The sequence below is a fragment of the Niveispirillum sp. CC-CTL257 genome (assembly GCF_059489915.1).
This window is the reverse complement of the sequence record NZ_JCAJXE010000001.1, coordinates 2,042,164-2,055,000: the sequence shown is the minus strand read 5'-3', so window position 1 is coordinate 2,055,000 and position 12,837 is coordinate 2,042,164. Positions and strand designations below refer to the sequence as shown.

Below are 12,837 nucleotides of genomic sequence, written 5' to 3'. Positions count from 1 at the left end.
TGGGGGTGGGGGCTCGGACATTGTGGCACCTTGGCTTTTGGGCACACGATGCGCCCAATCGCATGGCCATATGCTCCAGCCTCTAGACCCGGCCCACCCTTGATCTGACATTCACAAAAAGCGACCCATGTATGCGCTTTGTGCATGTGGAATTGGGGCTTGGTGCGGTGCCGATATCCAACCATCTGTGGCGCCCAATCAGTGGGTAGCACCTGGATGGTCGGATTAGGCAGGAGCCGACGACGTCGGGTAACCGTCATCGAGCGGAACCACTCGACATCTGGGACACGCTTCCCCGCACGGCCCTATAGTCCCACCTGCCATTCCGCAGCAACGTTTCCAAACGTGGCCTGGTGGGCGTCTACCGGTAGGTCAATGTAGTAGTGGGCACCCAGCTCAGCGGGATCGCAGCCACTGAAATGGGCCAGAACACTGAGCACGCTGCGAAGGCAACGCCCCAACCGCTGGTGATAAATCTGGATGTCGTCGTGGTGCCGGTCATCAGCGAGGTCAGTGATAGATTGCGCATCGGCGAATGCCAGCATGACCTGCCCCATGGCGCCCACCAATGTCGTGGCAGGTAGACTGATCTTTTCCTCAGCGCGCGACAATGCCTTGGTCAGCTTCTGATACTGCCTCTCGAGTTGAGCCTTGCGGGCCGTGCTTGCCCGAAACCACTCGAACTCGTTCGCGTTGATTTCTTCGAGGATGCGGACGACGCGACGGGTGGCTTCGGTGGCCGGGTCGAGTGTGATAGTCTTATAGGTAGCCTTGGGCATCGGGTTCGCTCCGTGTCTGAGGTCAGGCCCGGTGTGGGAGCTACTACCTTCCCGCCGGGCCGTTGAATGAAAAATATTCGATCACATGAGTACAAAATACCCATGAGGTGCACTTGCGTCAAGCGTCATGTGAGATTAATTTGTTCGTATGATTACGCTGACGCAAAGCAAGATGGCCCGAGCGGCTCTCGACTGGAGTATTCGGGACTTGGCTCGGGAAGCCCAGGTCGGGGTCAGTACCGTCGCCCGTTTTGAAAACGGTCAGGGGGAGCCCATTCCTGCAACGGTAGCCGCCATTCAGCGGGCCATGGAGGCCGCTGGAGTGAGGTTCATGGAGGACGGCTGCGTTTGTCCTCCCCCCCGGAAATGACGAGCCCGTTTACCGGCGCGGAAATCGCACGGTCGCAATATGATAAAGCTTCGCAGCCGCGAACGACATACAAGTGCATTTGACGAGAGGAATGGCTTGCTTCAGCCAAGTCTGGTTCGCCGCAAGTTCGTACCATGATGTTGCGGGGCCGGTTCAGATACTGGCGATGCTTCCGCGACCGCCGAATCTCCGCAATTTTTCAGCTGATGGTCTGCAGCCCAGCAAAGCGAGATTTTTCGCATCAACCCATAAATTTTGATGTTTCAGGTACATGAAACGCCGTGCCATATTCCGATGGCTGTCCGAGGGCGTAGCAACCTGACGATGGTGCGCATTGTGCGCGTGAGCACAGGGCAACCCGCTTTGTCGGGCGGCCCACCGAATACAAGACCCTCACACGGCGTCGGGTAGCTCCCGGCGCTGGGGAATAGGTGGGGCGCGTGTCCCTGTGCCCGCGTTGCTAACCGCCCGGCGCCAGCTGGGTTGGGATGGGTGCGCTTGTCTGACCACAGGGAGACATGATGACCGACACGCCCTTCGTGCCGTTGGAACCCCATGCTGCCGGCTGTCCGTGCTGCGCAGCTTCGTCCGCAGCCTTCGAGCCCCAAGCTTCGGCTGCCGCGCCGTTTGCGGCCCCACAACCATCCGATTTCCTGCGCATCGGCGACTTCGATCTCCGTGCGTTGCTCTACTATCGCAAGGAGCAGTTAACTGGTGGCTCATACACCGACGGGCTGGGCCGTTGGAATGCCGACGCGCTGGCCGGCAAGGGGCTGACCTATGCCCAGGCTCGGAACTCGGACATCGGGGTGGGGACGCCGATAACGCTGAACTACCATTTTGCCACAGCCCTCCCGTCGTACTTCCAGGACGGGGGCAATCTCGGGGCGGCATCCAGCTTTCGCCCGCTCAGCGAGGACGAACGGAAAATCGTTCTCGAAGAGCTGCGGAAGATCTCCGACGTCACCGGCATCACGTTTGTTGAATCGTCAAGCGCCGCAGGCAAGACGCTGTCCTTCGCAGCAACCGACATGACGGATAGCGCTGCTGGACGTGGATATTATCCCTCCGCGCTCACGACATTTAGTCCGCCAGACCAGGCGGGTAACCGCCTTATCGACGCCGTGTCCTTCACTCCACAGTCTGGCGACGTGTACCTCGACCGCTCCAATGCCGACAGGTATGCCAGCGGCGGACTTACGTCCGGGGAATACGCCTACCTGGCAGGCGTGATCCGCCACGAGATCGGGCATGCCTTGGGACTTGCCCACACGACCGACGGCGCCGTCACATTGCCGTCGTCCGGCCAGAGCAAGTTCTTGTCGGCCATGGGCTTGACCGGCGCCAACGACGACGTGATCTATGGCATCGACAACGGGTCCTACCTTTGGACCAGGGTCGATACCCTTGGCATTTTGGACATCCTAGCCCTCCAGCACCTTTATGGCAGAAACCCTACCTACAAGGTTGGTGACGATACCTACTCGTGGAATGAGAAGACGGCATTCAACGCCATCATCTACGATGCGGGGGGAACCGACACGATCGACCTTTCCTCCAGTTCGATGCAGTCCAGGATCGACCTGACCGGGGAGACGGCCTCGTCGGTCAACATGCGGATTACTGATGCGGAAAGGCTGGTCAACACGCCCAAGGGCTGGGCGAACACCGCGGTGACCTACGGCGGTGCCAACAACCTCGGGATCATCGGCACGATCGAGAACGTCAAGGCCGGGTCGGGCAACGACCGGATCAACGGCAACGCCGTGGCGAACGAGGTCTCCGGCGGCGCCGGGGCCGACAGCGTCTGGGGCGGGGCGGGTGACGACCGCCTGTTCCTGGGCGCCGGCAACGACCGGGTGGTCGCCGGCAGCGGGAACGACACTATCGACGGCGGAACCGGCATCGACCTCGCCGGCCTGTTCGGCTCGCGCGCCAGCCACACGATCACCCGCCAAACGGATGGCAGCTTCAAGGTCGTGGGCCCGGAGGGCACCGACACCTACCTGGGCACGGAGTTTCTTGCCTTCAACGATGGCGGCAAGGTCGGCTTGTGGATGAATGCCGACGTTAAGCTTGGCGGCGGGTTCGACGAAACCTTCTACTTGGCCAAGAACCCCGACGTGGCGACCGCCGTGGCACGCGGGGCGCTGTCCAGCGGCTTTGCCCATTGGCAGCAGTGGGGCCAGGCCGAGGGCCGGGCCGCCATAGACGCCCGGGCCAACCCGCTTTATGACGAGGTTGGCTACCTGGCGGCCAACCCCGACGTGGCGGCTGCGGTCGCCGGCGGCGGCCTGCGGAGCGGCTACGACCACTACCTAGCCTATGGCAAGGCCGAAGGGCGGTCCCTGACCCCGCTGTTCGACAGCGCCTACTACCTGAGCAAGAACGCCGACGTGGCCGCAACCAAGGTGGATCCCTGGTTCCATTTCATGAACTACGGCTGGCGCGAGGGCCGCGACCCGTCGGCGTTCATGGATGTGAGCGCCTATCTGGACGCCAACACCGACCTGAAGGCCGCCGGTGTCAATCCCCTGACCCATTATCTGATGTACGGCCAGGGCGAGGGCCGCCTGCTGACCGCCACCAGCGACCTGGGCCTGGACTGGACCTATTCCGGCTGATCGGTGCGCTGCCGCGACCCAGTCCTCAGAAACCTCATTACAAGGATGTGCATCAAATGTCTGATTCCGCCCGCCCGCCGCAGGCCGCTGAACCGATCTATGATTTCAAGACCACGAAGGAAGGTGACAAGATCATCATGGATGTATTCGTAAAGCAGCCAAGGAGGAGTAAAATCTTTCTTTGCGTAATTTTCCTGATCATTCTGCCGATCATTATTGCATCAACAGCAGATCCATATTCCGGTATGGCCTTTATTTCGACAATCATGCCTTTGGTGGGCGTGTGCTATATTATCTGGCTGGTCTTTAAGGCGGGTAAGCAAATCGCAACGACCCGAATTGAGATCGACGCCAACCGGATCGCTATCCCTGAGGCAAAGAAACTTTTCGATGTTGCTCACGTCCGGTCCATTGGATGGGGCTTGACCCGGCCGCGAAAGGAGACGCCGTCGGCCGTCTATTATGGTTCCGGTGTGGCCGGGGCCTTCACCGCCGGTACCCAGAACGCCAGCCAAGTCGCCAATGCGGACTTCGTGCGCCAATATGGCTATTGCATCTACCTGGTCTACGGCTCGCGCCGTGAAACCCTTGTTTCCGGGCTTCACGAGGACTTGGTGGAAACGATTTACGACGAGTTCGTGAAGAACCTCAAGACCTGCGGCCACTCGTTCGGCTGATTGAGGCAGGCCCCTGACATTGCAGCCGAGGGCTGCCTTTCGACCACCGCATTCACATCGTCCCGACGGCCTTGGATGACCAGGCACGCGGGGCCGGTTCAATTCGACCACTGACCACGACTGAAGGACATAAAATGAGCAATATCCTGAAATACTGCCGGGTGCTGACCCTGGTGCCGCTGCTGATGATGGCGGGGTGCGGCAACGGTGAGCCGGGGGAGGATGATATGCGCAATGCCATTCAAGCCCAGTTCGACAGGGCGAATGGGGCAACCAAAGCCGCCGGGGGTGGGCAGCAGATCGTCTTGCATGAATTCAAAAAGCTGAGTTGCGTTAAGGTCGATGGAAGCACCGTCTTCAACTGTACGGTTACGCTTCGCGTTGATGGACCTTTTCTCAACAACGCGGGCGGGACGACGCAGATGAAGTTCACGCGGGCTGATTCAGGCTGGGTTGTCGTCCAGTGAACCCACGGCACAGATGGGGGCTGTAGAGCCCCCATTAACCGACCAACCTTGAAAGACAGCCGCTACCATCTTCTACCGACATCCATGCCGTTATCCTTGGCGATGCGCTGCATCGACAGTTCGAACAGCTTCCATCCGCCCACGATGCCGGCGATCCCCAATGGCAGAAGCACCGACGTAATCCAAAAAGCAAACCTTGGTCGCCGCCTGGACGGTGCCGCCCCCTGCGGGGCTATATGACACCGGCATTAAGTTTGGCCGCGTACGAACGGCCGAAGCGTCTTTCGGCGGCTATATCTGGAGGGGAGCGGCCGTACGCGCGTCTGATAATGCGGTTTTGTATTGTTTCCCGGCCGAGAAGGCTCTGAGATGCCCTCTTTCGACCATGAATATCACCAGTCCGGCTCCGGAACGTCATCATCCCGTTGTGTACTCTGACCCCGTACAGGCTCGGACGGTTCAGCAGGCGGCTCACCGCGCATACGCCGCAACAATCTGCGATTAGCCGCCTGTTCGCGTTCCCAATGATCGTCGATGGCAGCGCGACGCTCCTGCTCCTGTCGTTCCCTGACTGCGGTTAACTCTCGCATGATTGCCGCGAACCGTTCGTCACGTTTGGCTTGGTCGGCCTGGATTCCCCGGACTCGCCTGCCGAATTCAGCAATTTCAGCAGTGAGGGTTTCGAGCGCGGCGTTGCTTGCCATTATGGTGGATATTTCACTGACGGGGGACGGCGGCGCACCGTCAAGCTTGGCACTCCCAGCATCACCCCCGGCGAAGCCTCTCCCCGGCTTTCCCAAGCTGATTGGCTTTCCAACGGCCACGCCCTTGAAGGTGCCCCTTTCGACCCAGTCCGCCAGTTCATCCCGATCCAGCAGGCTGCCAAAGCAGCGGGGTTTGAAAGCCAGCCCCGATTCAGCGGCCCATTCCTGAATAAACTTTTCCTTATCCGTCGACGCGGATTTTGGGCGGGCCACGACGATCCGGCAGTCCACCCTGTGGTGCGCCAACGATTCCAGTACGCGCTGTCGATCCAAAGGCTTGGTCGCGACAACGACCACACGGTCAGCAAGCAGATCGCGCGCGCCAACCGCAGTCCGCGCAATCGCATGCTGTAGTCGAACCTGACGGCGCCCGCGACGCTCACCCCTGACGACAAGGTCGTCTTCATGGATAATGACTATGTGACCATGAGGTTCTTGGACTGCCCTTATCACGGCGTTGCCGGAATGATCCCGTCTTATGTCCTCAACGGTCAGTGTCTCGCCATTGAGCAGACCAAGTTCCTCATGTGCTTCATATATGATGATGCGGTCGCCTGCGGCGACGCTCATCCTGTGCGAGACGGGTTTTAGCTCCGCACCACCGGCGGTCACGACCACCTGGGAAAATGAACTGACATCGGGGATTTGCAGGTAGGACCTTATCTGCTCGGCAATGGAACGAGCCTCAGCATTGCTGGCGCAGATGACAAGGTTGTCGCACAAGGCGGCGGCGAATGACTTCCCATTCCGGACATCGTCAGTTATCCATCCCACCACCAGTTCGGCTGCTTTCATTAAGGCTTCATCGGGGCCGGAGACGAGATCAACCCTTCCAGCATCGGCAAGACCAAGCAGCGCTTCCACGGGCCGGCCGGCGATGGTATCCAAGCGGGCTCGCTGGATGTCATGGTCGATATCCGCGTCAGGCCAGGGGCGTCTGATTTCGGGATCCGATGCCACGATGGTACGAAAGGCCAACCCCTGATCGTAGGCGCTATCGACTATCCTGTCGTCGCCGGCCATGATGACCTTGGCGCCGGTGGCGTGTGCCTGCTCCAGCACGGCGTCCATCCGTCGGGTGGAGATCATATGGGCGTCGTCGATAATCAGGACATGCCGCTTTTCCAGCGCCTTTATGCCAGCGTTTGGGGCGAAGGGGCCGGCAAAGTTCCAAATGTCAGTGGCCTTCACGCCATATTCGTCGCTGATCCGCTTCGCCGCCATGATGCTCGGCACCAGGAATTCGACAGGATGTCCTGCGAGGCGGTGGGCTTCGGCGACGGCCGTTAGCAACATGGTTTTTCCTGAACCCGACTTCCCGCGCAGTACCTTGACGCCGCCGGCGCTTACCGACAGCCGGATTACATGACGTTCCTGCCACGCCGTCAGTCTGGCCCCACTTCCACACCGGGTACCCAGATTTTCGTTGGCGCGGTCGATGGCTATTTTCGCATCCGGCAAAGCCAGGCGTGGCTTCTCGCCTTGCCGGCCAATCGACCATTGAAGAATACGCCGCTCGCGCTCCAGCAACCCTATGGATATGAAAAATTCGCTCTCCCGCTGCCGGCCCAAGGGCACAAGGCGCCGGATGATATGGTCAGCACGATGGATCGCCGCTTTGGCCGTCAATGAACCGTCGGAGGATGCCAGCGCGGCTACGGCCGTCCTTACCTGCCGGCAGGTCATAATGGCGGTGCAGGTGTCGGCGATGAGTTGTTCATCGCTGAGATCCCTGGTGACCGGATCAGATCGAAGACGACTCGTTTCAACGAAGCGGACGACACCCGTCCAGTTTGCGTTCCATTCCGATAAGCGATGCGTCCATTCCGCCTTCAACGCTGACAATGGGGGTAAGAGCTCTTTCGGTCCTCGGGAGGAAACGGCCGTGCGCCTCGCCAACGATGCCAGGTTGGCGTCGGTCCGCCGCTGTCCGGTAATCTCATGCATACGCCGCAGAATCTCGGCGCGCCTGGCACTAAAGGGCTGCACCCAGATGATCGGCATCATGAGGTCGAACTGACCCTTGCCCGTCTTTTGTAGGACAAGTCCCCGGGCCGCCAGCCGTGCCGCGAACTCGGCCCGGAAGAGGGCGCCAATCATCAAATGGTCCTTGAAGATGCGTTCGCCATTGAGGGCACCCCATGTGCCATCCATCCGCTGCGCAAGATTGGGGACATAGACGTGAAAATGCTCCTGCGGATCGGCTATGTTGGCCGTTGAACCGTCATTTCCCCGTGCGGTCCGATGAGCCCAGATCGTGGCCGGGATGCCGGCGACTATTTCCAGCTTCAGGGTGTGCGTGTTCGCGCTGCCCCGGCGGGCCAGGAAGGTTCCGGTGAGATAGGCGATATTCAGTGCCTCACGGATAGAGGCATCGGCGTCCCCCCGGATGCTGTCAGCGACATCCGCCTTGCCGACCTCCTCCAGGGCGGTCAGATAAAGCGACACACCTTTGGCCAGGGAGAAGGTCAAGTCGGTGCCGCGTACGCGCCGTACCCGGCCGGCATTCCAGACCTTGAATCTCAGATTGGGGGAACGACCATCCATGGTGGACAAGAAAGGTGCCAGATCAGTTACAGGCCCTGTGGGCATGCCGGTCGTGGATCCGATCACCAGCCAGGTGCCGGGACCCTCGTCACCCTGACCTTCCGCACCGCGCTCCAGATTCTCCATCGTGGCGGCGTCGGCGTCCACCGATGGCGGCTCCTCCATGGAGCCTGCCGTCATTAGCTTGGTCAACTGCGCCGCATAATATCGGCGCGCCTCACGCACGGGATAGAGAACGTCGCGAATGGGTGTACAGCCGACCGTCACCGTTGCCCTCCGGGCAGGCGGTTACGGATCCATTCCAGTTCCTGTTGAAGGATGTTCATGGCCTCCAGAAGGGCCAACTGGTCCCTGGATATGTTGTGAATGATGCTGGCGGTGTCCACACCAGCCCCCTTATCCACATCGGGGGCGAGTTGGCGCATTGCATGGGCAAGAGCTTCCATGGCCGCAGCAGACCTTTGCTCCCGTTCGGCATGGGTGTTCGTCAAGGCTTCGACGTGCTGCGCGATCCGTGCCACATAGGCAGCATACCGCTGCTCCATGACGTCCGTCACATGGCTGGTGATGGTGCCCATCATCGCCTCGGTCGCCTGGCCGAGCTTAGAATCAATCGCCGAGGCAACGGTGTCGACCACCCGCCGCGACGCACGGTCGATCGCCAGCCCTGTTTTGGGGGGCGGTGGAAGGCGGATGGAAGATGAGGCAAGGCGCGTGCTGATCGCTTCGGTTATCAACTGGGTGATGACCTCCTCCCGTTCGATACCATCATCATTGGCCATCGCAATGATGATCCGCATGAGGGGGTCCGGCACGGTGTATCGCGCCTCGGCGGACGTAAGGCCGTCCATCCGCGGCTTCCTTCCGCGCTTACCCGGCTTGTCCACGGGCTCCGGATTCATCGCGGCTCTCCAACTCGTTGGAAGCTATTATTATATAATTTAGCGGTTGGAAATTAGTAGTCCCAAGCTGGGGCTCCGTGGTCTGCCTTACGAAATGGTGTCTCAATTCGTCAGGGAATGGGTAATCATAAAAATCCATACAAATATGCCGATGAACGCACAATTCTGGCAATTAAATTTCCATATAGTAGGTGTAATAGGTGTAAGACACGACAGGCGTCTATCAGGCCTAAATTATACCACTAATACCTGTGGTTGCCCAATTATGCCGCGGAGGCTGGCTTCGAGGTTGGGGGGGCACCTCGATGATGGCGGCGAAGGCCACGGGAGAAGCAAGGTCGAACGCGGCGATGGAAAGTTCATCCAGAGGGCCACTGGACGACGTCGCCACCATCAGGTTGACATGGCGACGAGGGTGGGCGAGCGCGGCGATATCATCAAGACCCTGCACCGGGAACTGGCCGCGCAGAACCTGACCCGCGCGCCAAGCGACCTGATCATCCATGATCTCAGTGCTGCCAATGCCCAACCCGTCACCGGCCGTGTCATTGCGCGCGGCCTGTCGGACGAGGTGAGTGATCGCCACTATCTGATCATCGACGCCACCGATGGCCGCACCCACTACGTCGATATCGGCAGGGGCGAAGACACGGAGCCGACGCCGCCGGGCAGCATCCTGCGCGCAGAGCCCCGCGCTATAGACCCACGCCCCATGGATCGCCGCATCATGGAGATTGCCGCAGCCAATAGTGGCCCCTACAGCATCGACATCCACTTGCGCTACGATCCTACGGCCAGCGAAGCCTTTGCCGACACCCATGTCCGGCGGCTGGAGGCGATGCGCCGTCTGACCAATGCCGTCACCCGCGAGCCGGATGGCACCTGGATCATCCAATCCGACCACCTCGACCGCGTTGCCGACTATGAGCGTACCCAGGCCCGGTTCAACCCAGTCACCGTCCGGGTACGGTCACCCTGCCGTTGGATCAGCAGATCACCACCGACGGTGCCACCTGGCTGGACCGCGAGTTGGTTACCACTAACGCGCGCCGCTGCGCGATGCTGGTTTCGGTCGCGAGGTGCGCGACGCCCAGGACCGCCGCCGACAATGGCTGATGGTCGAGGATCTGGCCCGTGAGGAGCATGGCCGAACCTTCTTCCATTCGGACCTGCTGGCGACCCCGCGGCGGCGGGAGTTGCTGCGGGTTGCCGGTCAACTGTCTGATGAGTTGGGCTTGCCCTATGCCACCCTATCCCGTGGCCAACCCATTGAGGGCACCTACCGCCGGGCCGTGACTCTTGCCAGCGAGAAGCTGGCCCTTATCGAACGCAGCCATGACTTCACGCTGGTGCCTTGGCGTCCCGTCCTGGACCAGCATCTGGGACAGCAGATGTCGGGGATTGTCAGCAGCGATGGTGTGACCTGGAACTTCGGGCGACAGCGCGGTGGGCCGGCGATTGAGTAAGATTGACTGCTCTATACCAAAAGGCGGGCACATGGAAATGCTTTGTACGCCGTCGCTCCACGGCCAACCCATTGGCCTTTACGTTCAGTCGGAATGGTCCGGGAGATCTCGGGGCATGGCCCGAAGCGCCTATCATTCAAAAAACGCCTCATGCGTAGGGCCTACCTATTGGGCGACTAAAGTTGAAAGCCAGCTGGTCAAGCAGATACTCCGGCACCACCACATTGTGGACGTTGTCATTCAGTGAGTGGCTACTGGTCTTGGTATGGTAAGCGGCGATCCTTCATTCAGGACATAGGCGATTGAAAACACCTCTCCGGGCTACTGGGCGTTGCAGACCAGTCGCGTTCAGTCGCCTAACCGGATGAAGAGGTTCTCCAACCTGCGGAGTCCGGCGAGGATTGCCGATCCTATACCGCAGTTGACTTTAGCGGTGGTAACCCGTGGGTTTCCGACCCCGGCCGGCTTCTGCCAGCTTGACAGCGATCTCCGGGTCGAGCGGCATCACCGCCATGATCGGCACCGTGGCCCGGCCGGTATTGCCCCTGGGCGCTTTGCCCAGCAGGGAGCCGATGCCCGCCACGGCGATGCGCGCGACCTGCCCCCGCACCTCCATCCAGTCGCCCAGGCCGATGGCGAAGCGCAGCATCGCCAGATGCACCCTGGTATGCAGCCAAGCGTCCGGCTGTGACAGGACATGCGCCCTCTCCAGTGCGGTCCAGGCGTCAGCCGTGTGGCTGTCGCGCCGGGCGCGGTGATGGCTGGCCAGTTCCTCTTCCACGAACCGTTTCAACATTGTCATGGGCGTCACTCCGTCGCCAGGGTCTGGGGCAAGGTGCGGGGCAGGGTGCCAAGCGGCGGCTGCGCCAGCTCGCGCCGGGCCTGCATGACGATCTGCACGGCACCCGACAGGGCGAGCCAGGCCATGATGGCGGCCACGATGAGGTCGGGCCAGTTGCTGCCCGTGCCGAAGACGCCGGCGGCGGCCAGCATGACGGCGATATTGCCGATGGCGTCGTTGCGTGAGCAGATCCACACCGAGCGCATGTTGGCGTCGCCCTGGCGGAAGGCGTAGAGCAGGGCGACCGTGGCCATGTTCGCCACCAGCGCCAGCAGGCCCACGACACCCATCACCTCTGCCTCCGGCACCTGGCCGTTGAAGAGGCGCCAGACGATGTTGCTGGCCACGAGGAGGCCGATGAGGCCCATGGATAGGCCCTTGACCAGGGCTGCCCTGGCGCGCATGGCCAGGGCGGCGCCCAGCACGAATAGGCTGATGGCGTAGTTGGCGCTGTCGGCCAGGAAGTCCGCACTGTCGGCCAGCAGCGAGGCGGAACCGGCGGCGGCCCCCGCCACGATCTCCACGGCGAACAGGCTGGCATTGATGATCAGTGCCGCCCACAGCACGCGGCGGTAGGCGGGGTCGACGGCCGGTTTCGCCGGGCCGGTGTTGCAGCAGGAAGCGCCCATGTCCTTCTCCTTGATGGCGTTCCTGCGTAAGCTGGGGCCTGTAGCGGCTACAGGGTCAAGGGGTATTTCCATGGGTGCGCAGGGAATGAATATCGGCCGTCTGGGCAAGCTGACCGACACCAATATCGAGACCATCCGCTATTACGAGCGGATCGGCCTGCTGCCACCCCCGCCCCGCACGGAGGGCAACTACCGGGCCTACGACCAGTCCCATGTGCGGCGCCTGTCCTTCGTGCGGCGGGCGCGGGCGCTGGGCTTCCACCTGGATACGATCCGGGCCTTGCTGGACGTGGCCGACAGGCCGGACCAGCCCTGCTGCGACGTCGACGCCCTGGCCCAGGCCCAGATCCGCGAGGTGGAGGCCAAGATCGCCGACCTGAACCGCCTACGCGACGAGCTGGTGCGCATTGCGGGCCAGTGCGGCGGCGGTCGCATCGCCGATTGCCGCATCATCGAAGCCCTGTCGCCGGAAACCGGCGCGGCCGAAACTGGCCGGCGATAATCGGGGCAGGGAGTAGGGAAACTGGTTGCCAGCCTACAGCCAGCGCCTCACCCGAGCGGCGTAGGAATCGAATTCGGTTCCGAATTGAGCGCGGAGTGCCCGTTCCTCCGGCCTGATCTGGAACAGGGTCAGGTAGAGGACGAACAAGGGCAGCACCAGGAAGGCGGAGAGCGTGGCCAGATACAGCGCCCATGCCAGCAAGACGACCAGAAAGCCGAGATACATCGGATTGCGCGTATGGTGGTAGATACCGCGCATCTGTTGATTTC

Annotated in this window: 13 protein-coding genes; 7 read left to right on the top strand and 6 right to left on the bottom strand. The window is 61.3% G+C overall.

What is annotated here, in order from left to right; genetic code table 11:
• Window positions 1-305: 305 nt before the first annotated feature.
• Window positions 306-779 (bottom strand): hypothetical protein, encoded by a 474-nt coding sequence (locus ABC729_RS09560; RefSeq protein ID WP_495607380.1) that lies wholly within the window; start codon window positions 777-779, stop codon window positions 306-308.
• 148 nt (window positions 780-927) lie between these two features.
• Here ABC729_RS09560 and ABC729_RS09555 point away from each other — a divergent pair, with 148 nt between their 5' ends.
• The 4 genes from ABC729_RS09555 (at window position 928) to ABC729_RS09540 (ending at window position 4,917) form a co-directional block, all read left to right on the top strand.
• A complete protein-coding gene (locus tag ABC729_RS09555; RefSeq protein ID WP_495607379.1) occupies window positions 928-1,149 on the top strand; it encodes a helix-turn-helix domain-containing protein in 222 nt (73 codons plus the stop codon).
• A 518-nt stretch (window positions 1,150-1,667) separates the two neighbouring features.
• Entirely contained in the window at window positions 1,668-3,773 is a 2,106-nt protein-coding gene (locus ABC729_RS09550) for a matrixin family metalloprotease (RefSeq protein ID WP_495607378.1), read from the top strand.
• A gap of 56 nt (window positions 3,774-3,829) precedes the next feature.
• Window positions 3,830-4,450 (top strand): hypothetical protein, encoded by a 621-nt coding sequence (locus ABC729_RS09545; RefSeq protein ID WP_495607377.1) that lies wholly within the window; start codon window positions 3,830-3,832, stop codon window positions 4,448-4,450.
• 134 nt (window positions 4,451-4,584) lie between these two features.
• On the top strand, window positions 4,585-4,917 hold the full coding sequence (locus tag ABC729_RS09540) for a hypothetical protein (protein WP_495607376.1): 333 nt from the start codon (window positions 4,585-4,587) through the stop codon (window positions 4,915-4,917).
• Between the two features lie 392 nt (window positions 4,918-5,309).
• Here the strand turns inward: ABC729_RS09540 and mobF are convergent, their stop codons facing one another.
• Window positions 5,310-8,495: a MobF family relaxase gene (gene mobF, locus ABC729_RS09535; protein ID WP_495607375.1), complete on the bottom strand. Its 3,186-nt coding sequence runs from the start codon at window positions 8,493-8,495 to the stop codon at window positions 5,310-5,312.
• Entirely contained in the window at window positions 8,492-9,079 is a 588-nt protein-coding gene (locus tag ABC729_RS09530; protein ID WP_495607374.1) for a hypothetical protein, read from the bottom strand. The genes mobF and ABC729_RS09530 overlap by 4 nt, the downstream gene beginning before the upstream one ends.
• 454 nt (window positions 9,080-9,533) lie before the next feature.
• Here ABC729_RS09530 and ABC729_RS09525 point away from each other — a divergent pair, with 454 nt between their 5' ends.
• Entirely contained in the window at window positions 9,534-10,268 is a 735-nt protein-coding gene (locus ABC729_RS09525) for a DUF3363 domain-containing protein (protein WP_488968689.1), read from the top strand.
• Window positions 10,210-10,596 carry a DUF3363 domain-containing protein gene (locus ABC729_RS09520; RefSeq protein WP_488968690.1) on the top strand — a complete coding sequence of 129 codons (387 nt, stop codon included), beginning with the start codon at window positions 10,210-10,212 and terminating at the stop codon, window positions 10,594-10,596. The genes ABC729_RS09525 and ABC729_RS09520 overlap by 59 nt, the downstream gene beginning before the upstream one ends.
• Window positions 10,597-11,023: 427 nt before the next feature.
• On the opposite strand, the gene ABC729_RS09515 is transcribed toward ABC729_RS09520, so the two are convergent.
• Window positions 11,024-11,398: a DUF3703 domain-containing protein gene (locus ABC729_RS09515; protein ID WP_488968691.1), complete on the bottom strand. Its 375-nt coding sequence runs from the start codon at window positions 11,396-11,398 to the stop codon at window positions 11,024-11,026.
• A 5-nt stretch (window positions 11,399-11,403) separates the two neighbouring features.
• Window positions 11,404-12,066, bottom strand: coding sequence for a cation efflux transmembrane domain-containing protein (locus tag ABC729_RS09510; RefSeq protein ID WP_488968692.1), 663 nt, complete (start codon window positions 12,064-12,066; stop codon window positions 11,404-11,406).
• Between the two features lie 70 nt (window positions 12,067-12,136).
• On the opposite strand from ABC729_RS09510, the gene ABC729_RS09505 reads away from it, so the two are divergent.
• Window positions 12,137-12,568 carry a MerR family transcriptional regulator gene (locus ABC729_RS09505; protein ID WP_495607373.1) on the top strand — a complete coding sequence of 144 codons (432 nt, stop codon included), beginning with the start codon at window positions 12,137-12,139 and terminating at the stop codon, window positions 12,566-12,568.
• Between the two features lie 33 nt (window positions 12,569-12,601).
• Here ABC729_RS09505 and ABC729_RS09500 read toward each other — a convergent pair whose 3' ends face one another.
• Window positions 12,602-12,826 (bottom strand): methyltransferase family protein, encoded by a 225-nt coding sequence (locus ABC729_RS09500; RefSeq protein WP_488968694.1) that lies wholly within the window; start codon window positions 12,824-12,826, stop codon window positions 12,602-12,604.
• Window positions 12,827-12,837 lie beyond the last annotated feature (11 nt).

Bases quoted from the DNA above. Each gene is read 5' to 3' on its own strand.
- ABC729_RS09545 (WP_495607377.1), top strand. From the start codon at position 3,830: ATGTCTGATTCCGCCCGCCCGCCGCAGGCCGCTGAACCGATCTATGAT.
- ABC729_RS09550 (WP_495607378.1), top strand. From the start codon at position 1,668: ATGATGACCGACACGCCCTTCGTGCCGTTGGAACCCCATGCTGCCGGC.
- ABC729_RS09525 (WP_488968689.1), top strand. From the start codon at position 9,534: ATGGCGACGAGGGTGGGCGAGCGCGGCGATATCATCAAGACCCTGCAC.
- ABC729_RS09505 (WP_495607373.1), top strand. From the start codon at position 12,137: ATGGGTGCGCAGGGAATGAATATCGGCCGTCTGGGCAAGCTGACCGAC.
- ABC729_RS09515 (WP_488968691.1), bottom strand. From the start codon at position 11,398: ATGACAATGTTGAAACGGTTCGTGGAAGAGGAACTGGCCAGCCATCAC.
- ABC729_RS09510 (WP_488968692.1), bottom strand. From the start codon at position 12,066: ATGGGCGCTTCCTGCTGCAACACCGGCCCGGCGAAACCGGCCGTCGAC.
- ABC729_RS09540 (WP_495607376.1), top strand. From the start codon at position 4,585: ATGAGCAATATCCTGAAATACTGCCGGGTGCTGACCCTGGTGCCGCTG.
- ABC729_RS09500 (WP_488968694.1), bottom strand. From the start codon at position 12,826: ATGCGCGGTATCTACCACCATACGCGCAATCCGATGTATCTCGGCTTT.
- ABC729_RS09530 (WP_495607374.1), bottom strand. From the start codon at position 9,079: ATGGACGGCCTTACGTCCGCCGAGGCGCGATACACCGTGCCGGACCCC.
- ABC729_RS09555 (WP_495607379.1), top strand. From the start codon at position 928: ATGATTACGCTGACGCAAAGCAAGATGGCCCGAGCGGCTCTCGACTGG.
- ABC729_RS09560 (WP_495607380.1), bottom strand. From the start codon at position 779: ATGCCCAAGGCTACCTATAAGACTATCACACTCGACCCGGCCACCGAA.